Origin of the sequence: Cohnella cholangitidis (assembly GCF_014107495.1) — a bacterium.
Taxonomy (GTDB): domain Bacteria; phylum Bacillota; class Bacilli; order Paenibacillales; family Paenibacillaceae; genus Cohnella; species Cohnella cholangitidis.
Map to the genome: position 1 here is coordinate 1,210,580 of NZ_CP041969.1, position 21,353 is coordinate 1,231,932.

Below are 21,353 nucleotides of genomic sequence, written 5' to 3' on the forward strand. Positions count from 1 at the left end.
CAAAGACCGGGACGGGAAGGAGCGGTTCATATCCCCCGAAAAAATATCATCGTCGATATCGCGTTTAACAGCCGCTCCACTCCTTATCGCTGGCAGATAGGGTTAACGAAATCGTGGATCGAATACCGGATATCCGTCTTTATGAAGTACACTTTGCAAAGCTTGATCAAGCAGAATAACCAACAGTTCACGGCCCTTATTCGATATGCCGAAGCAAGCGAGGACATCGTTCAGAAGGCGCTAAGCGCTTATGACCCTCTCCCAAGCAACGTTCGATTCATTCCGAATGGCAGCAATATCCCTACTCAGCGCTCTCTATCGCAAGGCTATGAGGAACTGTACCTTGTTCGCCTGGATTGCGATGATACGTATCGCAAATCGTTTATCCGGCAGTTGCAGGAAGTTACCCCGAAACCGGATACGCTTGCCCTTCTGAACCAACATGGATACGTGTACGACAGCTTGAACCACCGAATGGCCTACATCAGAAGATCCTCTCCGCCCTTTTATACATGGATTTATAAAACCGACGAGTACTTTAATAGCAACAGACGCTATATTCGCGGACATAGAAAAGTCATTCGATACAAACATGAAATTTTGACCGACGACGGGAAGCCGAATTTTATGATCGTCGTGCACGAGCGAAATACATCCAATCAGAAGATGTTGTCCAGATATGAATTCGAGGCGAATCCGTCGGCGGTGAACAAGATTTTGAAAGGTTTCATTTGAGCGGAAGGAGCGCAACGCATGATTGTCCATGTATATGCTTTGTGCTGGAACGAAGAGAAGATGCTCCCGTACTTTTTCAGGCATTACGATAACATAGCGGATCGATATTACATTTTCGATAACGGCTCGACGGACAACTCGTTATCCATTCTTCGAGCCCATCCCAAAGTGATCGTGGACAAATTTACGATACAAGGCAATTCCTTCGTCAAATCGGCGCAAAAGACGTACGACCATTTTTGGAAGCAAAGCAGGGGGATTGCCGACTGGGTTATCGTCTGTAACCTTGATGAACATTTATATCATCCGAATCTTAGAAAATATCTCCAGCATTGCTCTTCCCACGGGATTACGATGATCGTTCCCGAAGGTTATGAAATGGTTTCGAACCGATTTCCCAAAGCGGACAAACGGCTATGCAAAAGAATAACTTACGGCGTTAGGAAGAAGCGATTCGATAAGCCTCAGATTTTTAATCCGCGCGAAATCGAAGAAATCAATTTTGCTGCCGGAAGGCATACCGCATCTCCCGCGGGCAATGTCGTAATGCCTTCTACCAGGAAAGTACTGCTGCTGCACTACAAATATATAGGATTGAAGTATTTAAGCAGCCGCTATGAGGAACAGAAAACAAGGCTTAGGAAAACGGATATCGCAAATCGATGGGGAAGCGAATACTTGTGGGAAGAAAGCAAAAAAGCCCGGGAATTCGAGAAGCTTAAGAGAGCGGCCGTCAAAGTTCTATAAGGGAGGATATGGAATGGAAGGCGTAAAAGCGGTTGCGCTAAAAAAAGTAAGAAACGAGAAAGGGTTCCTGCAGGAGGTACAGGGAATCGACGATACCGAATTTCCCGGATTCGGGCAGGTCTACATTACGGCCACTAACCCTGGCGTCATTAAAGCCTGGTATCTTCATCATAGACAAATCGACCAGATCGCTCTCGTGAAAGGCGAACTATTGCTGGCCCTATACGATACAAGAGAAGATTCGCCTACCCTTCATCAGCTCCAAGAAATCCATATCACGGAAACCGAACCGTTGCTGGTACAGATTCCGCCGGGAGTATGGCACGGATTCCAATCGATCGGCGATGAGCCGGCGCTGTTGCTGCATATGAACACGATTGCTTATAGCTTCGAGAATACGGACGAAGACAGACTCCCCCCGGTAAATCATACGATCCCTTATCAATGGAAGTGAAACTATGCTTCTATCCCTTATTACTAACGACCCCGACATAGCTAATTACGCAGAGGCTGCCGGAATTGACCGGATTATGATCGACCTTGAGGTTAAAGGCAAGAACATCCGCCAGTCCGGTAAAAATCTTTTTTTATCCGACCATACGATCGGCGATCTCCCTGCTATCAAAGCCTTTTTCAAGGAAAAGTCTCTATTCGTGCGAATAAACCCCATCCACCAACAATCCAAAGAAGAAATCGATGCCGTGATCCGAATGGGAGCGGATATCGTGATGTTGCCTTTCTTTCGTTCGATGGACGAAGTGGAAACTTTTCTGGAGCTAACGAACGGGGCCGTTAGGAATAGCTTACTGGTCGAAACTAAGGAAGCGACCGAACTCCTTCCGCAAATAGTCGATTTGAAAGACGTTCATGAAGTTCATATCGGATTTAACGATCTCAGCATCAGCTTCGGATACCGGACGATATTCGAACCGATACGGAACGGTTCGTTGGAAGAGTATGCGCAGATCGTCAATCATAAAAAAATTCCGTGGGGGTTCGGGGGCTTAGCCAAATTATCCGATTCGGCCCTTCCGATCGATCCGCAATTGATCTTGTTCGAGCAGTTAAGATTAAATGCTTCCGTGGGATGGCTTGGAAGAAGTTTCCGCGATTCGTTGGACCGGGACCGTATCGGCTCCTCCCTTCGGGAAGAAGTTTCGCTTATAAGAACCTTCTTCCGCGACCATGCGCCGGCTCCTAAGGAATTATTCGATCTTAAACACGCGGAACTAATAGAACAAATCGATAGGATGATCTCGGAAGCTCATTCAAAATAACCTCTGACCGGGGCGGGTTGGATTCCCCCCCCGGATTATAGAAAGGCAGGTAGATTCATTTGGGAAAACTTCAGGATTATTTTGTCGGGAATAAAGGCCGTCTTATGAAGAAGTGGCTGCATTATTTCGATATTTACGAGCGCCACTTCGGCCGATTTGTCGGACAAGAAGTTAATCTCATGGAGATCGGAGTATTCCACGGAGGGTCATTGCAAATGTGGAAGCACTATTTCGGGGACCAAGCGACGATTTACGGTCTTGACGTAAATCCGCGAGTCAAATCGCTCGAGGAAGACCGGATCCATATTCTTATCGGGGATCAGGGGAATAGGAAATTTTGGAAAGGCGTTAAACCCTCTCTGCCGGTATTCGACATCATTATCGACGACGGCGGACATACGATGGACCAGCAGCGCATTACGTTCGAGGAGATGTACCCGCTGCTCTCCCCCACCGGCGTATACGTTGTCGAAGACATGCACACGAGCTATTGGCCGAGATTCGGCGGCGGTTACGAGCGTTCGGACAGCTTTGTAGAATATTCCAAACGTCTGATCGATAAACTTAACGCATGGCATTCAAAGGACAAGCGTCTAACGGTAGATACGTTCACGGAGTCAACCTGGTCGATGAGCTATTACGATAGCGTCCTCGTTGTCGAGAAGAGGCCTATCGTGCGACCCTCTACCATCTCGTCGGGTTTTCCCTCATGGGAGAAAAAGCATCAATAAATATGAACGCAAACGTAAAGCCGGGAGTCATGACGATCCCGGCTTTACATTGGGATAACATTCGCAGTCACGCGCCGTTACAATGTCCCTCTCTTCCACATAAACTAACTTATCGATAAATAGGATGGTGGTAGAGTGAAGGGTGCATTATTATCCGAACGTCATTTAAAACGGATTCGGCGATGGATATCGCGAATGAAAAGCTATCGATCATTATCGGAAAGGCATCGGATAAGAAAGGCAATAAAAACCTTACGATTAAACTATCAAATTCTAGGCTCCGGCAAAACTAGAATCGTATACGATCTTGATAACGGATACGTGCTCAAGGTCGCGATTTCCAAAAGAGGGTTGAAAAGCAATCAGACCGAATTCCATCTCTATAACGGATATTCCGACAGAATACGCAAATATTTATGCCCTGTCATCGAGAGCGGCGAGGGATGGATCATAATGAAGAAAATGAATCGGATGGTCGAGCTGACGGAACGATACAAGGATAAGCTTCCAAGAATAAAAAGGAAGTTCAAGAGAGCAGGGGTAACTGCGCGCAGTCTTCGAAGCAAAAATTTGGCGGTATACCGCCATCGGATTAAGGTCATCGACTACGGCAGCTTCAAAAACGTTAACCCTTGAGTTCTTCCCGCAGCAGCCGTTCCGCTAATTCGGCTGGCCTCTCCAGTTTCTTTTGGATCGCAGGCCAGCTCGTCTTCGTTGCTGTATGAATGATGACATCATAGGAAACGCCTTTAATCGTCAACCCGCCCGGTTCGATCTCCGTTCGCGTTAACCCGCAGTTATCATGAAAGGAGACGACGCTGGCATTTTCTATGATTGTATTGGAATAAACCTTGGACAAGCCTAGAATATCGAAAGCAACATGAAAAATAAGCCACACGCTGGCCGGCGCGGCCGGGACCGAAGGGGAAATTATCCACCGCCCCCAATTCCCGGCATCGTTCGCAATATCATAGACCGCGATCGTTCCGATCGGCTTCCCCGACAACGACTCGATGCAAAAATAATAATCTCCTTCGCGGTGGAAGTAGTTCTCCAGCCAAGATCGATGAACCGAGAAATCGGAGTCTATCTCCCCGATGTATTTGGATAATTCCGGCTGCCTTCTGATTTGATAAATAAATTCAGCATCGTCCAGCGTAATCGGTCTCAATCGCACCCCGAAACGTTCAACGACAATGTTATGGTTCATAGTTTCACTCCTATGATGTGGATAAGATCATCTAAACTTTGGATTTCCGCTACCTCTTTGCCATTGAACCGGACTTGAAAATGTTCTTCGAGACGCAAAATGAGCTCCATATGGTTGAGGGAATCCCAGTTCGCGAGTTGCTCCCTAGTCGGATTATCATCCGGTAGAACGGGTACCTTCAGCACCTCCGATAAGACGGAGGCGGTTTGTATTCGCAATTCGTCTGTCATTCGATAACCTCCACTCTTGCAGGATGATTCATACAGGCGGATCGGACCTCAGATAGCAATTCGGCAAGGGACAAGTTGTCCGTAGAGTCCGATACAAAGCGCCGCAGCCAATCGATGGCAGGACTATTGCGGGTTCCTACGGTCACGTCGATACTGATCTGCTCTATTCCTGCGGCCGTTAACTTTTCCAGTAGACAAGCAAAAGCCACCGTCTCTACTTCACGTCCCAGCGCCCTGCAGCTGAAGAGCGTTTCGATTAACCTGGCATTACGCCCCTCCAAGCGACAGACGAAAGCGCCGATTATTCCGCTCTCGGAGAGAATATCCGCAAGATGAACGGTTAAGGTTACGTATTTCCCCGAATCCATGGCATCTTGCGCTTCCATTTCCGTCATACGCCGCATAGCCAAGTTAAATTGGTTCGTTTTACGGCTTAATTCGTACAATCTTCCGGAATGCGAAGGTTCATTGCCGTAAATACGGACGGTCATCTTCAAGCTTTCCAAATATTTATTGTAATCGGAAGCATTCTCTCTAATGATCTCCCGTTGTTGTTTAGCTTGTATATCCCTCGTTCTCGAGGCTGCCTCTCCGTCGGGATGGTTGAGATAGAGGCCCGGATAATGACTAATTTTATTCCTCGTCAGCATGCCATCCCGATCCGCGCGGAGCAGACGAATCTCAGGCAACACGGATGCCGTCTTAAGCAATTCGGCCGGATTGTCGTCGACAAACAACATCGCCGAAGGATCGATGTTAAGCAGTTGCGCCAACCGGTTCAAATTTTCCGCTTTCGGCTGCCAATTGGCGCTAACCGCCGCAAAATCGGTCCACTTTAACGGAAAATCGTCCCTGCTGTCGAATAGAGCCTTAACATCCTTCTCCTCGTTGCGGCTGCATATCGTTAACAGGATTCCGGACCGCTTCAGCTCTAATAGCAGTTGCTGCAGAGCAATATGCCCTTCCGATAAGGTTATCCCGTCGCTTCCTTCCTCTCCCAACACGCCGTTATATAACGTATCGTCAAGATCCAGCGCAATCGCTTTTAGACGCGGCAGGAAGACGGCGGGAAACAGATGAACCCCTAGATGACGAGCCATTACTATCGTTGCCTGATCGGAGAACGGATAATGGCTTATCGCTTCATTGCGATCATCGAAGAAGGAACTTGCACGCTCTTGGGCTAGACCCTCCAAATCAACCAATTCGCACCCCGCCGCGTGCTCCAGATGATCGAATAAACACGAATTTAGCTTCCGTATCCATCCTCGCTCGGTTGCGTTGATCCGAAATCCGAAAAGATGATCTCCGTCAGCCGCGGACACCGGCCAGTTGTTCACCAAGATCGTCTTGTTCGTCCCGCCGCGCAGATGCTGTATCCGATTCATAAGCCAGCTCGCGGCTGCTTGCGGCGTCATCGACTTACGATAGACCCGCCAATCCAGCCAGATTAAATAAGCGTCCGCCTGAAGATCTCCGCCAAGCTGGGACAGAGCCGCGTCGTAATCGGACACTTCGAACCGGATATCCGCGCCCCATAATCCGCAGAACGGCGGCATCAAGTTACTTATGAATTCAAAGGGCATCGTTCTGTCGACTCTAATCTTGAAGCTACTACGGACCGGCAACTTGGGAGTTCTGGCTATTCGCGCTCTTGTAGGAAAGGAATCCAGCAACCGGTCCGCCGAATCAAGGTAGGTTAGAACGGAATCCATGTTTCTCCCCTCCTTTCTATGCCGGCTTAATATATTCCTAGCTCTTTGCCCCAACCGTTTATTTTGTCCAAATAACTATCCAAAAGGAAGGCCGGCTTTTGCCCTTCCGTACCCCACTGCAACTGCAAAAATAAGCTCCGTTCCAAAATTCGCTGCAAATACGCCATTTTATACAATTTGACGGGATCTTCTTGAAACGCGATGCCGTGTTTGCCCATTTCGGCAGCGTAAAGATGGGCGCAACGGCGAATGACCGCTTCTTCGTCTTTTCTCCAGTCTTTCCGGTAGGCGAAAAACACTCCGATCAAATTAAACATATCGAACCAACAAGGAGCGAATCGCGCCCCTTCCCAATCGATGAATTTAATGTTCCAATTCTCTTCCGCTACGTTTCCGCAGCCGATGTTAGGCGTCTGAAGATCGTTGTGAATAATGCTTTTTCCCGCTTGAACGAGCTCGGGAAAAAATTCGGGCCCCTTGAGCAATATGCCCTTCAATCTGTCGTAACTGGAGTCCAGCCTTGGTTGGAGATCCGGATGGCTCATGGCTTTATCTAAATACTCCAACGTTTGCTTATTGGTCTTCTGACGATCAAGAGTCGCAGCCTCGGAGTGATATAAAGGCAGCCAACCCGCGAACAAATCCCATTGCTCATAGAAACGGTCGTTATAGGTTTGGGAATGGAGTTTGGCCAAGGCAGGAATAATTTTGTCGAAATAATCGGGGGTAAAGATGACTTGGCCTTTCAATTGAGGGACGAACTCCATGTACACCCAAATATCTTGGCCGTTAGGCCCTTCTTCTACCGAATATATAGTAGGCATCAGATCCGGGAGAAGCCCGCTCGCCTTGCGGTACATATTGAGTTCGATCAAATCTTGGTTGAGCACCGGAGCCTTGAATATTTTAAGAATAATCGGGTAGGAATTCTTGTTCGCGGTAATTTCGAGTTTCCATATCGTGCTTTTAACGGTATCCTTCAAACACTCCATGTTAGTATCGTTAAGCGTTACGGAGTGACCGAAATACCCGGTGAATTTGTCGGCACAACGATTCTCCCGCCATTTCAAGCTAATCTCGTTAAGCGGCGGATTATGGACTAGTTCCCGCGCATCCTCGCGTCCTTTATTGAAGCCATCCTGTTTTCCCCGTTTGAATCCATCCTCGCGCCCTTTTTCATAACCGCCTGAATCATTGGGTTTCAGCATTGTTATTGTTCCTCCACTCCGGATTTCCTGTATATCTTATGTAGGAACCCGTACTCGTGACATAAAATCAAGTAACTTATCACGAATCCGGCTAACCCGATGACTAATAAAGACCTAGTTGTTTGCCCCAGACTTTGACTTTCTCTAATAGAACGGGCAGCAGCTTAGGTTCTTTTTTGCCTGTTACGGCCCAGTTCAACTGTAAATATAGGCTTCTTTCCAATATGCGCTTCAAGTAGGCCATCTGATAGAGCTTCATGGGGTCCATGTCGAATACTACGCCGTGCTTCCTCATCTCATCCGCGTACAACTGTACGGAGCGACGGGTAATTTCCTCTTCTTCGTCTTTCCACTCTCTCCGGTACCCTAGGAAGATTCCGACCAAATTCACGAGATCAAACCAACACGGGGCGTATTTGGCGCCTTCCCAATCGATCAGCTTAAGATCCCATACTCTTCGCTTCACATTGTGGCATGCCATATTGGCCGTATGCAGGTCCCCATGAACGATACTCATTCCTGCATTAGTCACTTCGGGAAAAAACTCCGGCCCTTTCTTCAGCATTGCGCTCAGCAGCTCGTAATGCGGTTGCAACATCGTTCTAAGAGCAGGAACCTTCATCGCCTTTTCCAGGTAATAGATCGTTTGCTTATTCATGTGGATTCTCTCTTTGTTCATCTTTTGGGAATCGTATCGGGGCAACCAGTCCGAGAAGATGCTTTTGCGCGAAGTGAATTTTTCGTTCATCGTCGAAGCGTGAAGCTTCGCCAACGTCGGAATAATGCTGGCGAAGTGATCCGGATTATATTGGACTCGCCCCGACACCGATTCGATATATTCCATAAACACCCACAAGCCGTGACCGTAAACGTTTCTTTTCGTCAAATAGATTTGCGGCATGAACGGTTGCAATACGTTCTTCGCTTTCCGGTATATATTTTTCTCTACGGTGCTTTCCGGGCGGTCCCTTCTTAACGGTTTGGAGATTTTTAAGACGATAGGCATTCTTTTACGGTTAACTCTGATTTCGAGTTTCCAAATGCTGCTTTTGTAAGAATCCTTCAAACACTTCATCTTATGGCGGTTTAACGACACGTCCGCGTCGAAGAAAGTCCTGAAATGGTCGGCGAACTTCATTTCGCGCCATTTTCTGCGAATCACTCTTTTCGTTATTTTTATGGCTCGGCTCATAAGTTCTCACTCCCTTCGAGCTTATGTACCATTTATATTCGTGCCTGCAAGGTTCATCTTGGATACTTATCCGTCTTTCCGACAAATATAGGCGAGCAAAAAGCACCCATTCTCCCGTGAACGCGAGAAAATGGGTGCTTAACTAACGATTGCGAAGCTATTGAACGCGATGAACTTGAACGTATTCGTCTGCCGCGTTTCGGATCTCGATCGGAACGGCGGCCGTTTTCGTTACGCCGTTACTATAATTCACCGTAAACGCGAACACATAATGGCCATCCGGCAATTCGTCGAAAACGATATCCGTATCCCCCTCGCGCAAAATCGTTGCCCATAGCGTCGAACGCAACGATGATTCCGTTAAGCTCTTCTGCAATTCCGTCGTAGCCATGGCTTTCACGGCAATCGCCCGAGTCGCGGATTCTCCGGTATCCGTAACCGTTGCTTCCAGTACGAATGCTTCTCCCGCCCAAAACACGTTTTCCGCGCGGGATTTCTCCGGATATTTGGCGTTCCAGTTTAAACGGTTCTCCTCCCACTCCGGCGTGTGTTTAACCCTGCCCGCCAGAGTAAGCTCGCCCACGGGAATCTGTTTCTTCTTCGTATCCGTCTCTCCGTTAGAATCCTTTGCCGTAAGCGTAACGGTGTAGATTCCCGGGCGGTTCGCGGTATCCGGGATGGTAGGGTTCGTCTCCGTGCTCGCGCGCGTATACCCGTTCGGTCCCGTAATGTCCCATTGGTAAGTCAGGACGTCATCGTCCGGGTCCGCGGATTGGTTAATTAACGTGATCGGATCCCCTTCCCACGAAGGTTTTGGCGACCAATCGAAATCGGCAACCGGGGGCGAATTGATCATAAACCACGTTCTAGGCGACCACCCCGACCACTCGGTACCATCGTTTACGCGCACCCTTACTTGCATCTTCTTTCCTGTCGGCAGGTCGGCGCTTGGTGTCCATGTTGCCGTAGTCGCGGCCGTGTTCTGATTCCGTTCCCCGGTATCTAGAATGAAATGGCTATTGTATTCATTGATAATCTGGATCTGGTATTTCTTGAATACCGTTCCGGGGTCGGCATCCGTTTGATTCCATTTGAAAACAGGCCGGCTGTTTTTGAAAATCGTAGGATTTTCTTTAGTCCCGTCAGGAACGACCATCATTGCCTCCGGAGGTACGTTTAAGATCTGTACATCCTGCCGGTAGACGTTACTCCACATGGAAATGCCGACCGGAGGCTCGTCCCTAACCTGAAGGGATAGGGTATATTTGCCGATTGCCGGTTTCCCCTTGGATATCGCACCCGCTTTGAGCTGGCTCGCTGTCGGAGCTTGTGCGTCGGCATATACCTGAACGCCATCTTTAACTGCTTCCCATTTGCGTTCCACGATCGGATCGTTATTAGGGTCAAAGGATAAGTCGGTAATCGTGAAGTCTTCCGCTTGCGAGATCCTTGCCGGTTCAGCGGTGAACAACGCAACCGGAGGCAGGTTGCCCGTAGCTCCAATGATCTGCACGTTCTCGTCACTCCAAGCGCCCTCTATGTCTTTAACCTTGAGCGATACGACGTATTGCTCGTTCTCCGCCAAGATAGCAGGCGGTAGTCCCGCCGTCCAACTCGTATCCTTGATGTTCTTCCAACGCCAGACCTTCTGCGTTATTCCTTTTCCCGAAGCAGTTTGATGATCGAGATCGTAGGAATACTCGTTGATGGAAACGTGATATTGATTGCCGTTAAGATTTGCGCTTGCCGAGTACAAGGCAAACGGCGCACGGTGAACATAAAATGTCAGCGTATCTCCCGGTCCTTCGCTCCACTTCCGATAAGAGAAATATTTCGGATTCGACGTCGGGTTGTCTTGCGCCTGATATTGAACTTCATACTTTCCTACTTTCGGAGGCGTAATGATCGCTCCGGGAATAAACCCGCCGTTATTTTCGATCGCGCCCTGATTATTCTCGAAAACGCTAGGATCATGGTCAAAGCGCCATCTCGAAGCGAATTCGGGATCGTACTCCGGATCGAGATAACTGGTCATGTAGTCGAGCGATTCCCCGAGAAGAAGGTAGTGATCGAGAACGGCATCCTGATTAACACGTGTTATTAGGTCGTTTGTGAATGTCGTTAATGCCGCGTCCGGATCGCTGTTGTCGTAAAATTTACCGTTGCCGTCGTTTAGTGAAATGAGCGCGTTCGATTGCGCCTGATTTGCCGCAGCTCCGAGAACGTTGTAAGAGACGTTATTCTCCAGCAAACTTTTTAGCATACTGCTTTGTATTTGCGGCGTGTTCATGTCCGGACGATTTTTGTTGGTAATATCCACGAAAAACTTGTTCGTCGGATCTCGCCACGTAATACCCTTTAACCCCTTATCAGATGGCGGCGCATTAACCACATCGGTTGTGGGCAGCAACATCATTGGCCCGTATCGGATTTCAGAATCGGTGCTTGTGTCGAATACATACTCCTTGCTATTTCTTTCGGGGTCGTAGACGTACATTTTATTGTTCATGTTGTAATACAATTTCTCGTCGTAAGTCATCCCGACAAGCTTCGAGTACGAAGGATCGATTTGTTCCTCTGCTCTCGTTATCAGGTTCAATCGCATTAATCCCGAGTTGGTTTCATCCCGAGTATCCCACGAATAAGGCTGTTTACCCGCGTTATAATACATATAAGGCTTTGATCTACTGCTTGTCAGATTAGATACGGTACCACTGTAAGCGTCGTTAAATTTCCCATATACTCCACCCGACCCGTAGAGATATCCATCAGTACCATATATCGCATTTGGATATCTATCAAAATCGCCTAGGAAAGCCCAGTCGGTGAGAAACTTGCATGGGTTTTAGACCATATTGATCCGGAATCCGCGTATTGGACAGATACATTCCCATTGAAGCTCGCTTGCAGATTAGAGTACCCATAGTGACCATTGCCGTTCGCGTCGCTTTGGTGAATTTGTGTCGTTATTCTTGTCACCGGGTCATACATGAAAACACCTATGCGCATAAACCCGCTATGCCCTACAACCCACATACTCGTATAGAAGATGTTGCCTAATTTATTAATAGCCCATGATGAAATGTAATGTTCGGGCGGAGTATATACATGAGTGCTATTACCAGTTGCAGGATCGTATTTTTGAAGTGATCCTGTCGCATCACGGTAAATGATTGTTTCGTCGGGCATCACTGTCCCCGAAATAAATTTCTGATCAAGCTCTTTCGTTATACCCGTTTCAGGATTATATACGAACGGTTTTTGTGTGTAATATTCATTGTTCTTTATCGTGTAAAAGTAAAACAATTTCGACGCAGCTGGTCTAGCATCGCCATAGGTTATCTTTGCATCGATCCCGTTCGCTGCTAGCTCAGGCAAGACAAGCGTATTGACTTTTGTCTTCAACTCATCTAGCGAGGCGTAATTACTTTCCCCTAGATTGAAGTTGATATCTACGAACTTCTTCTTGAGCAACCCGAATGATGTACTAGGTGCATAGTTATCTACATTCACTTTCACTTCGGACATACCGCTGCGATAATCCGCCGGCGTAATGAACTGCGGAATCGTGGGCTCGCCGAACGTTTCCGTCGCACTGATTTTGAAGCAATAATTCCCTACTTGAGGGGCGGCGTAGGAATATCGCTTGCCAGCCGTGCTGGAGAGCGTCGTGTACGTGTCGTTAGCGCATGTGCCATCGTTGTTGTTATCGAAAGCAACGGCAACGGTACGCGCATTAATGTAGTCTCCGTCTCCGGAGTACGAGAAATCTTCCAATTCGATTAAAGCTTGGTTTTCATAATAACTTTGGCGATAGACGGGAGTAATGCTGCTTGACTCCATAATCGGAGGAAGATCGGGTTTGATCGTAATCGTTTTTTCCGCGGTATCCGATCCCCAATGGTTCCATACCGTGAGCTTTACCCGATAAGTGCCTTCTTGTTTAAAGAGAACCTCTTTGCTTACGTCGTTTGCAGATCCCGCATATTTAACATCTGCATTGGTTCCCCCGCTTACGGCGGTTATCTCCCATTCGTATTTGCTGATTGGCGCTCCCGGAGGCTCATAGCTCGTAGATCCATCCGTTACGACTTTACGATTTTGTTTTAATGTCCCTCCTACGCGGATAAAAGCTTTAGGCAGAGGCGGCTTCACGACGACGGTATGGTATGCGTCTTTGGACTGCGCGCCTTTATTGTCGATTACAGTCAGCCCGAATGTGTAAGTTCCAGGATACCCGCAAACGATTTTTTGCGAATCCCCGTAATCTTCCGATAACCCGCAACCGCTAGGCCTACCCCATCTGTAATCGACTACCGTTCCATCCGGGTCGTAGGAGCTCGAACCGTTTAATGTAAATTCGCTTCCCGCATCTACCTCAGACGGCCCTCCTATGACAGCTACAGGCGGTATGTTCGGATCAGGCTCGGGATCTGGCGGCGGCGCAGTCTCTTTGTATACAAAGGTAGCTGCTTCTGCAGGAGCGGATAGACTTGCTTTTCCAGCAACAGCGTTCTTAAAAACTGCTACAGCTGTAACGGCATATACTTGCGTATAATTTGCTCCCGACATCCTAGCTTTAGGTATCGTAAAGTTAAAGCTCGTCTTTTGAGAAAGTACGTTGCCTGAGACAACTTTTGTCTGCAAAGTTGCATTCGTAGTGTCATTCTTCTCTTTAGCGTAAAACTTCCACTCTTTGACGTTACTAGCGTTGTCGTAATTGTACAGCTCGCCGGTCGCATCCAGTTTGACCCTTATATCTGCATTGTTAAATTTAACAGAGTTAGGATTCGTCACTGCAGTTGCTCGAATTCCTGGATCATCGTTATCCGCTTGGATGACGACATTAATATCTTTCTCTACAGGCTCCGTTTGTTCTTCCTGGAATACATTCAGGATTGAAACACGGCCTGTTAGTTTGATTGGTTTTTTTACATCCACATCACTAACCGGGAAATCTGACCTTTTGATAGTGTGCTTTAATCCATTAAGCGTTACGGTTCCTTGACGCGCGACACTTGCGTTTTTATTATCTTTAATTGACTTTAACGATAATATATCGTTTGCAACAGCATATTGAGTAAGCTCTGCTTTCGCTGTAATTGAATAAGGAATTTCAATTTGGTTAACACCCTTGGGAATGATATAGGTGGTTTGCCCATCATCAGTTTTTATGACCCCATCAACCATATCGCTTCCGCCCATTGGTTCCGTTGTAAAAGATGCATACCATACCCTGCTATTAGCACCGTAATGCTCTGTATAGACACTTCCTCCAATACGCCACTTCGGAGGAGACTGAACCTTTGTATAGATATTATATGCGCCTATTCCGCCGGTCATTTTTTGACTTATATAATTAACGGTATAGTTTGGTCCAGCATTATTACCATAAAGACTTGTTTTTTTCAGAAACTCACGCTGGCTAGTAGATAATTTCTCCCACGATTTTACACCTTCTGATTGTTTCAAATAGGTACTCCAATCTTGGGGATCATCTTTCGTCGCATCCGGCCGAAAACAAGTATTTGCGTATTTCGTATGATTAACCGTATATCCTAGATATCGCGGCTGGTCTTGTGGTTTATCTGGACAGATGCTCGTACCCATTTCCCCAAAAGGAAGCCCATAAACGATTAAGTTGTACTTTTCATAGGTTTGAAAATTTGCTTCAAGGTCACCACTATTTATTGTTTCCTCACCCATATTATCCAACATTTCAAAGAATTCCTCTTTGTCATTAGGATAAGCAGCAAAGGAGGGAGTAGGTAGAATACCTACTCCCAAACAGACAAGTAATATTAAGGAGATGAACTTTTTCATCATACTTCTCACCGCTTAAACGAAAATACAAAGTCCAATGTTGTCGCTTCACCGGAATCATAAAAGTCCACTTGAATGTTACCGAATGTCTTCACTTGTTTAACACTTTTATACGATTCTTGTCCATTTAGTCGTTTCTGAACATAATGATTCAGAACATAATCTGCAATATCACTGCCATCCTTCATCCCAAATAACGCGATAAACGCAGATTTCATTTTATTTGCATAGAATGGATCTACCCATCCGCTTGGGCTCTTATCCCTATATAATCTTTCCAAAACAAAGAGAATCGAAGCATTATCGCTAAATTCTTTACCCATAAGTTTGTTACTATAAGCCTCTTCTTCTCTCAAAATAAACTGAAACAGATGGTTACCTCTTGCATCAAATGCAGGTCCCTTAGAGTAAGATAGAAATACTCTTTCAGGATATTCCCCTACCCCGTCCGAGTCATATTTCAATCCAACAAAGTTGTTATCATCCAATAATACTTTAGTAGCATCGTATAACCGACGATTTAAATCTGGAATTAACGTTTCTTTAAGCGTGTAATTCGGATCGCTTCCGTTCTCTCCCACGCGGAACAGAAATTTACCGTTTTCCGGAATGAAGTAATGAGGATATGAGGTCAGCTGGTTCAACTTCTCCTTGTTATCGAAAATCTCATCGCTAGGCAGTTTATATTCAAAAGTTGGAATTGGTTCTGCTTTTACTTTACTGTTGATCGAAATAAGCTTCTTATCTCCATCCCACTCGAAGTAAACACCGAGCGCAATAGCGGCATATCGCACCGGAATAAACAGGCGGCCATTCTTCATTTCTGCTTGTGTATCCATCGTTACGGATGCACCGTTAACTTTCATGATCGAGCTTCCAAGAACGATAGTCGCTTCATCCCCATTACGCTTTAGCGTAACTGTTTGTGTCTTGTTATTCCACTTCACGTCCTTGCTAGTCATACCGATCGCGCTAGAGAAGAAGCGAATGGAAACCATTGTACGTTTGTCCTTGTTCACGTATGGTTCTGGCTCGCCTTTCGGGGTCTTAAACGGCTTGCCATCGATAATAAACGTCACATCGGGTTTCACTGTAGCCGCTCCTGCTGATCCGACAGATAGTAGAACGATAATCAGAATTAAGAAAACTGCGGTCAAATTTTTCACGATTATTCCTCCAAATGATAGACTATTTAAAAATCAAGCCAGTAATCAACGACCGATTTGTTCAGCTAGCTCCCCCATCGGACACAGAAGCCCTTATTTGCTGCCAAGGAGCCCAAGAGAACCTAAATTTCGAAAAATAAGGTCTCTGGTGTCCGCTCATATTGGTAAGCCGCTTAAAGCCGCTCCCCACGCTCCAGCCAACACCCCATATTCCCTGCATGCGCACATTTTTCTTCATTATCCCCCTCGCCGAGATGAATTGGATTCTTGGACCCGGCATGCAACCCAGCCCCGAAAGCCCGCCATCAAAAAAGACATAAAAAAGAGAAAGCACGGCCGACATCGGTTAAACGTCTGCGGGTGCTTCCTCGCGATAGATATCCTGTTTTTGGATAATTTATTATATGAACAACAATTATTATTCGTCAACTATGAATCTGACAAAATATCAACTTATTTGTAAATCGTGTCAATTGGTGGCGTATGGGCTCGCAAGACTCCGACTAAATCAATCAAACCTGCTGCTCATAAGCTAACTGATGGCCATCCTCGAAGCCTTTCGTAAAGCCTTCGTTGTAACCTTCGCTATAGGCTTGATTAAAGGCCGCTTTATGGATGGAGCCCCCGCCCTTACCGCTCGTGCCTCCCGCTCCCTTATGCATCCTCACCTTGCCCCGACGTCGGATCAACCTCTTCCGCAATCGCGGCTTGCCTTTACCTGAACGGATTTTGCCCCGACGGACCGGTTTCGCAGCTCCCCTGGATAGTTTGCGGGTGACGATCGGGACCTTCTTTTTCCCGACTATTCTGTAACGTGATGTACGCTTAATGCGCTTCAATCCGAGACACCTCCCGCATTTCGATAAGTGGGCTTTAGGACGTCGGATGATAGCCATGGGGAAACCGGCGTCCCTCGGGTAGGCGGACGCCAGCTTGTTCCGGATACCGATCTAAGCAGCGCTCCCTGCATGCCGGTCAAAACTCGAACATGCTCATGAAGAGTTGCTGGAGTGACCCCCGTAACATTCGTAACGTCCGCTACGTTCTCCAATATTTTCGCCAATGCCGATTGGCTTCTGGTTATGGCCCCCATGAGTTGAAGCTTAATCTCCCACTCCCGCTGCAGCCGGTTCATCTCTCTAGTTCTCCCGTATCCATGCCTCCGAACATGGAAGCCATCGAATCATCCGACTCCTCGCTGTCCGGATTGATGATGACCTTCATATTCCGGCTTAATCCATTGCACAGCTTCGTTAACCCGTCGATGATCTCGACATTCTGCTCGTTAAACTGCAAACTGGTGGACAACTGATCGTTATGGGCTTCATAGGTTCCATTCGTAATATGGGTGCAAAGCCAATTCCGAACCTTCTCTGCCTCAGTCGCTTTTGCTTCCAAAATCAAGGAAACGTTCCATTGCATTTTGGCAATGGCGTCGAGCGTAATATGGTAAGCTTCCTCTCGGCTCATCCCTCTGCCTCCTCTTCCGGCGACCCCTTTATTCTTCGTCCGCGGAACTCCCCATAGCCTTTACGACATTGGTCATGCTATCCGCGAAAGCTTCCTGCAAGTCCGCCAGACTATTCAAATAGGACACCACATTCTTATTGACGTTGGATGAACTATCCACTATCCCGCTAAGATCGGTAAATTGGGGATTCTCATCCGGCAACGTCTGAACCAAATGCGCCATACGTACGGTCACATGCCGCTTAGCATCCAATATTCTGGCCATCTGCTGATGTGACTTGGACAAATGAACGACTATTTCCGTCAACAACTCCTGCATGTTCGCCGCATCCCCCATCCCTTAACGGTTTACCTTAGGCTTCCTGCCTACACGCAAACGTCTAGTCACATATAGCATATGCCGCCAATAAGCGCTTGCCACTGGGGCAAACGCCTACATTGTTTCGGCATTCCTCAACGGGTTGCTCCCAACTTCCCAACAGCCATTGCTACATCGCCGCTACCAAAACAAGCCTACTAACCGTCCTCAATCGGACCGCTAATAGGCTTAACAACGGCAATACTATACACCCGTTAAAGAACCTGACGGAGCAAAGGCGCAGAAATAATCGGAAGCCCTTGAGCCTTGCATTCCAGCATCTCCGGCGTGATCGTCTTCTTCGGTTTCAGATGCAGGTTCCACTTCGTCATGGCCGCGGAGCTGACTATGCGCCGCGCCAGACTATTTTCGATATAGTATGCACTCCCGTCAGACAGCATGACGAGCCCGGATTCCATATCCCAGTCGTCCCCCGTTCCACGCCAACGAACTTCTACTTCTTCGGAGGAAATGGGTTCGCCAAGCGGCCAACGCCGAAGATCGACTTGAGATAACCGAACAACAGGGAAGCTGACGTCTCCCTCCACCAACCTGCGCTTACCATCCTCGATCCAATAGTAATTGGCTCCTATCGCTTGAACAACGACCTTCTCCGGATAGAAGCATGCCGTATTCGGCAACGGGCATTGCCGCAGATCGGGATGCTCGCGTACCATCTGAATCCATTCATACGGATTATGCCATTTGTCCGAATAATAAAACTGGTTCCGGTCGTTCACTTCCTGGAATCGATCGCCAAGTGCTTTCATGCTGACGCTGCCGAAATGATGGATGAACGAATCCTCCGCCATAACCAGGCTTTTGCCGATCAATCTTACTCGGACGTTATAATCGTCATCCTCGAAGTTCCCGATCTCGAAGCCCTCGTCGAAGTATCCGATTGCTTCGAACAGCTCTCTGCGGAACAATAAACAAAACCCGGTTAGCCGATCGATCCGCCGCCAACGCGCGGGATTGGATTTATTGTTCTCTCGGGCAAATTTCGGCATATCCGCGACATTGTCATAAGGAACGTTAATTTGCTGACCCCCGCTGATATAGTTTGTTACGGGTCCGACCATTCCGATGTTATCGTCGCTATATAAACAGATGAGCAAATTGTCGAGCCATTTTTCCGTAGCCAACGTATCATTGTTGAGCAGCATGATCGTTCGCCCCTTGGCCATCATCATGCCAACGTTGATCGCTCCGGCAAAGCCCCGGTTGTCGTCTAGCACCCGATACCTGACTTGGCCTCCCAATCCCCGCAAATAAGCCTCCGTCCCGTCCGTCGAAGCATTATCCACGACTATGATCTCATAGGGCAAATCGGTATTTTTCATTATGCTTTCAACGCATAACCTCAGAAAGTCCAACTGATTGTAAGTCGGGATAACGATGCTTGTTCCTTCGAACTCCGTCGAATAACTTTGAATCCCTGCCTGTACGCCTTCGCGATACCCTTCTCCGAACCCTTCTCGATAGTGGACCTTACGGACGTTGTCCTTATCAAGCGATCCAGGTTGCCTGTTGCGAAGTTTGGTCTTGGCAGCAACCGAATGGTTACGGGAAAACTTGCGACGTTTCATGCGTACCGTTTTCGCCCTCATCGCAGCCAATCCACTCGCCTCCCTTGGGTTCTACCTTTCCTAGCATTTAAGAAAGGCTATTTATATATTTTTGGAGCTCTCAAGAGATCGCGCCCTTCAATTTCCTGCCCGCTTCTTCCAAGGACTCGAACGTACCGGCATCCGTCCACCAGCCGGTAAGCTCTCGGTAAGCGAGACGACCGCTCCTGGCATACGCGTTGTTGACGTCCGTGATTTCCAATTCCCCTCTGCGGGAAGGCGTAACACCATTGATCAATTCGAATACTTCGGCATCGTAAAAATAAAGGCCCGTTACGCAATATTCGGATTGCGGATGCTCCGGTTTCTCCTCGATTAACACGATCCGTCCATTCGTTTCGTCTAAAATGGGCACGCCGTATCGCCGAGGATCGTCGACTTTCTTCAACAGCACCATCGCCCCGTTAGCCTGTTTTAAGAACTGCTCGCGGTAAGGCCGCAAGCTTTCCTCGAACAAATTATCGCCGAGCAACACGACGAACTTTTCCTTCGGGGATATGACGGGGCGCGCCAGCTCCAACGCCTGGGCGATGCCTCCCGCTTCTTCCTGAACCCGGTACATGATCGATACTCCCCAATCCCGGCCGCTGCCGAGAACTTCCGCGAAGCTCCCCAGAGCCATCCGGTTAGTCACGATGATGATATCCCGGATGCCGGCATCGCGTAATTTCGTTATTCCGTAACAGATCATAGGATACGAACCAACGGGCAACAAATGTTTATTCGTCCAGTAGGTAAGCGGTTTAAGCCTAGATCCCGTTCCGCCTGCCAGTATGACAGCCTTCAAAACCATTCCTCCTCGCGAAGATTGGAAGTAAAGCGCTCTTCAAGCTTCCCGAATTCTTGCATCGAATTACCACACCATCCACCTTTGACGGACTCCATCGTCATATCCGCCCCTGGAATCCGATTTTTTCAGCCACCACTGGATGGCTTCCAAGTGGTCTCCCACAATAAGCGGTTCCAAGGAATTTTTCCTCTCCCGCTTCGTGCGTATCGGATTCAACAACCCAACGTTGATCGGGATCGCCCGATCGACCTTCAATCCTTCGCGGATAGCCATCGTGTGTGCCAGCGGAGGTACGGACAGCGCGGAATGGCCTATGACCGATAATGCTTTGCGGCTGATCGCATGGGGAATAGCCGTCATTGAGGTCCCCTTTAGATCGGGGCGTCCAAGCAACGTATTTAGTGCATGTTTGGCAAGAACAACGCCATGGACGACCGATTTGTTAACCGGGCCGGAATAGTCGTTGAGAGCTACGTCGGTCCCGTTCGCCACCGCGTTGACAAAGGCTCTTAGCTTCGATGCGGGAATGACCATATCGGCATCGATAAATAGCAAAACATGGCCTTTCGCTTCTTTGGCCCCGATCGACCTGCCGACATCGTGGCCTAACGGGCGATCGAAGTAAAGTACTTTAGCGCCGCTTTGCCGTGCGATGTTCAGCGATCCGTCCGTCGAGCCGTTCACAACCACGATAACCTCCGCATGGGGATGAACCTTGAACGCTTCCCGGATGACCCTTCTCAGCGTTCTTCGCTCGTTCATTACAGGCACGATAACCGATACGTAAGGAGATGACCATGAATCCTCGGAGGGGCGGAGTGCCATTTCGTGTTTCTTGGAGGAAGCGAAGCTTCTCATCGGCGATTTACGCGCTCTCCCCGCACTAAGCGGCTTGCGGAGACGAGAAACGTTCTTTCCGATTTTATACGCCAATCCATTCACCCCCCTCAGGCTCGGGCTACGGTATACATGACATTGTATGTGTGACGTGTCCATTCGCAACGGCATATGTACGGTTCGGCATTCGACAAAAAGCGGTGCCCTGCCATATCGGAGGCACCGCTTCTCGTATG

At 48.0% G+C, this 21,353-nt stretch carries 21 protein-coding genes; 6 read left to right on the plus strand and 15 right to left on the minus strand.

Translation table 11 applies throughout. From position 1 onward, the window contains the following. The first annotated feature begins 117 nt into the window (after positions 1-117). The 6 genes from FPL14_RS05975 (at position 118) to FPL14_RS06000 (ending at position 4,126) form a co-directional block, all read left to right on the plus strand. On the plus strand, positions 118-735 hold the full coding sequence (locus tag FPL14_RS05975) for a glycosyltransferase (RefSeq protein WP_267875431.1): 618 nt from the start codon (positions 118-120) through the stop codon (positions 733-735). An 18-nt stretch (positions 736-753) separates the two neighbouring features. Next, positions 754-1,482 carry a glycosyltransferase family 2 protein gene (locus FPL14_RS05980; protein ID WP_182302154.1) on the plus strand — a complete coding sequence of 243 codons (729 nt, stop codon included), beginning with the start codon at positions 754-756 and terminating at the stop codon, positions 1,480-1,482. 13 nt (positions 1,483-1,495) lie between these two features. Then, entirely contained in the window at positions 1,496-1,936 is a 441-nt protein-coding gene (locus FPL14_RS05985) for a dTDP-4-dehydrorhamnose 3,5-epimerase family protein (protein ID WP_182302155.1), read from the plus strand. Positions 1,937-1,940: 4 nt separating this feature from the next. Further along, positions 1,941-2,759, plus strand: a complete 819-nt coding sequence (locus FPL14_RS05990; RefSeq protein WP_182302156.1) for an aldolase/citrate lyase family protein — start codon at positions 1,941-1,943, stop codon at positions 2,757-2,759. Between the two features lie 59 nt (positions 2,760-2,818). Next, positions 2,819-3,490 carry a class I SAM-dependent methyltransferase gene (locus FPL14_RS05995; protein ID WP_182302157.1) on the plus strand — a complete coding sequence of 224 codons (672 nt, stop codon included), beginning with the start codon at positions 2,819-2,821 and terminating at the stop codon, positions 3,488-3,490. A 195-nt stretch (positions 3,491-3,685) separates the two neighbouring features. Then, complete coding sequence (locus FPL14_RS06000; protein ID WP_182302158.1) at positions 3,686-4,126, plus strand: hypothetical protein; 441 nt, start codon at positions 3,686-3,688, stop codon at positions 4,124-4,126. Here FPL14_RS06000 and FPL14_RS06005 read toward each other — a convergent pair. The 15 genes from FPL14_RS06005 to FPL14_RS06075 form a co-directional block, all read right to left on the minus strand. Further along, positions 4,116-4,700, minus strand: a complete 585-nt coding sequence (locus FPL14_RS06005) for a GNAT family N-acetyltransferase (protein ID WP_182302159.1) — start codon at positions 4,698-4,700, stop codon at positions 4,116-4,118. The genes FPL14_RS06000 and FPL14_RS06005 overlap by 11 nt on opposite strands. Continuing rightward, on the minus strand, positions 4,697-4,930 hold the full coding sequence (locus FPL14_RS06010; RefSeq protein ID WP_182302160.1) for an acyl carrier protein: 234 nt from the start codon (positions 4,928-4,930) through the stop codon (positions 4,697-4,699). Before FPL14_RS06010 ends, FPL14_RS06005 begins: the two co-directional genes overlap by 4 nt. Next, positions 4,927-6,645: an HAD-IIIC family phosphatase gene (locus FPL14_RS06015; RefSeq protein ID WP_182302161.1), complete on the minus strand. Its 1,719-nt coding sequence runs from the start codon at positions 6,643-6,645 to the stop codon at positions 4,927-4,929. The genes FPL14_RS06010 and FPL14_RS06015 overlap by 4 nt, the downstream gene beginning before the upstream one ends. Before the next feature lie 26 nt (positions 6,646-6,671). Next, the gene (locus FPL14_RS06020; protein WP_182302162.1) at positions 6,672-7,853 is read right to left on the minus strand and encodes a phosphotransferase; all 1,182 of its coding nucleotides are present in this window, start codon (positions 7,851-7,853) and stop codon (positions 6,672-6,674) included. Positions 7,854-7,956: 103 nt separating this feature from the next. Then, complete coding sequence (locus FPL14_RS06025; protein ID WP_182302163.1) at positions 7,957-9,045, minus strand: aminoglycoside phosphotransferase family protein; 1,089 nt, start codon at positions 9,043-9,045, stop codon at positions 7,957-7,959. 157 nt (positions 9,046-9,202) lie between these two features. Next, positions 9,203-11,644 (minus strand): PKD domain-containing protein, encoded by a 2,442-nt coding sequence (locus FPL14_RS06030; protein ID WP_182302164.1) that lies wholly within the window; start codon positions 11,642-11,644, stop codon positions 9,203-9,205. Positions 11,645-11,853: 209 nt separating this feature from the next. Beyond that, positions 11,854-14,871 (minus strand): PKD domain-containing protein, encoded by a 3,018-nt coding sequence (locus FPL14_RS06035; protein WP_182302165.1) that lies wholly within the window; start codon positions 14,869-14,871, stop codon positions 11,854-11,856. A 5-nt stretch (positions 14,872-14,876) separates the two neighbouring features. Continuing rightward, positions 14,877-16,034 carry a copper amine oxidase N-terminal domain-containing protein gene (locus tag FPL14_RS06040; RefSeq protein ID WP_182302166.1) on the minus strand — a complete coding sequence of 386 codons (1,158 nt, stop codon included), beginning with the start codon at positions 16,032-16,034 and terminating at the stop codon, positions 14,877-14,879. Positions 16,035-16,546: 512 nt separating this feature from the next. Continuing rightward, the gene (locus FPL14_RS06045; protein WP_182302167.1) at positions 16,547-16,873 is read right to left on the minus strand and encodes a hypothetical protein; all 327 of its coding nucleotides are present in this window, start codon (positions 16,871-16,873) and stop codon (positions 16,547-16,549) included. Beyond that, positions 16,870-17,169 (minus strand): hypothetical protein, encoded by a 300-nt coding sequence (locus FPL14_RS06050; protein WP_182302168.1) that lies wholly within the window; start codon positions 17,167-17,169, stop codon positions 16,870-16,872. Before FPL14_RS06050 ends, FPL14_RS06045 begins: the two co-directional genes overlap by 4 nt. Beyond that, complete coding sequence (locus tag FPL14_RS06055; RefSeq protein WP_182302169.1) at positions 17,166-17,504, minus strand: alpha-helical endospore appendage domain-containing protein; 339 nt, start codon at positions 17,502-17,504, stop codon at positions 17,166-17,168. The genes FPL14_RS06050 and FPL14_RS06055 overlap by 4 nt, the downstream gene beginning before the upstream one ends. 28 nt (positions 17,505-17,532) lie before the next feature. Next, positions 17,533-17,823 (minus strand): nucleoside-diphosphate sugar epimerase, encoded by a 291-nt coding sequence (locus FPL14_RS06060; RefSeq protein WP_182302170.1) that lies wholly within the window; start codon positions 17,821-17,823, stop codon positions 17,533-17,535. Positions 17,824-18,077: 254 nt separating this feature from the next. Beyond that, on the minus strand, positions 18,078-19,472 hold the full coding sequence (locus tag FPL14_RS06065; RefSeq protein ID WP_182303871.1) for a glycosyltransferase family 2 protein: 1,395 nt from the start codon (positions 19,470-19,472) through the stop codon (positions 18,078-18,080). A 79-nt stretch (positions 19,473-19,551) separates the two neighbouring features. Continuing rightward, positions 19,552-20,277, minus strand: coding sequence for a sugar phosphate nucleotidyltransferase (locus FPL14_RS06070; RefSeq protein ID WP_182302171.1), 726 nt, complete (start codon positions 20,275-20,277; stop codon positions 19,552-19,554). Positions 20,278-20,343: 66 nt separating this feature from the next. Then, positions 20,344-21,105: a glycosyltransferase family 2 protein gene (locus tag FPL14_RS06075; protein WP_407644663.1), complete on the minus strand. Its 762-nt coding sequence runs from the start codon at positions 21,103-21,105 to the stop codon at positions 20,344-20,346. Positions 21,106-21,353: the final 248 nt, after the last annotated feature.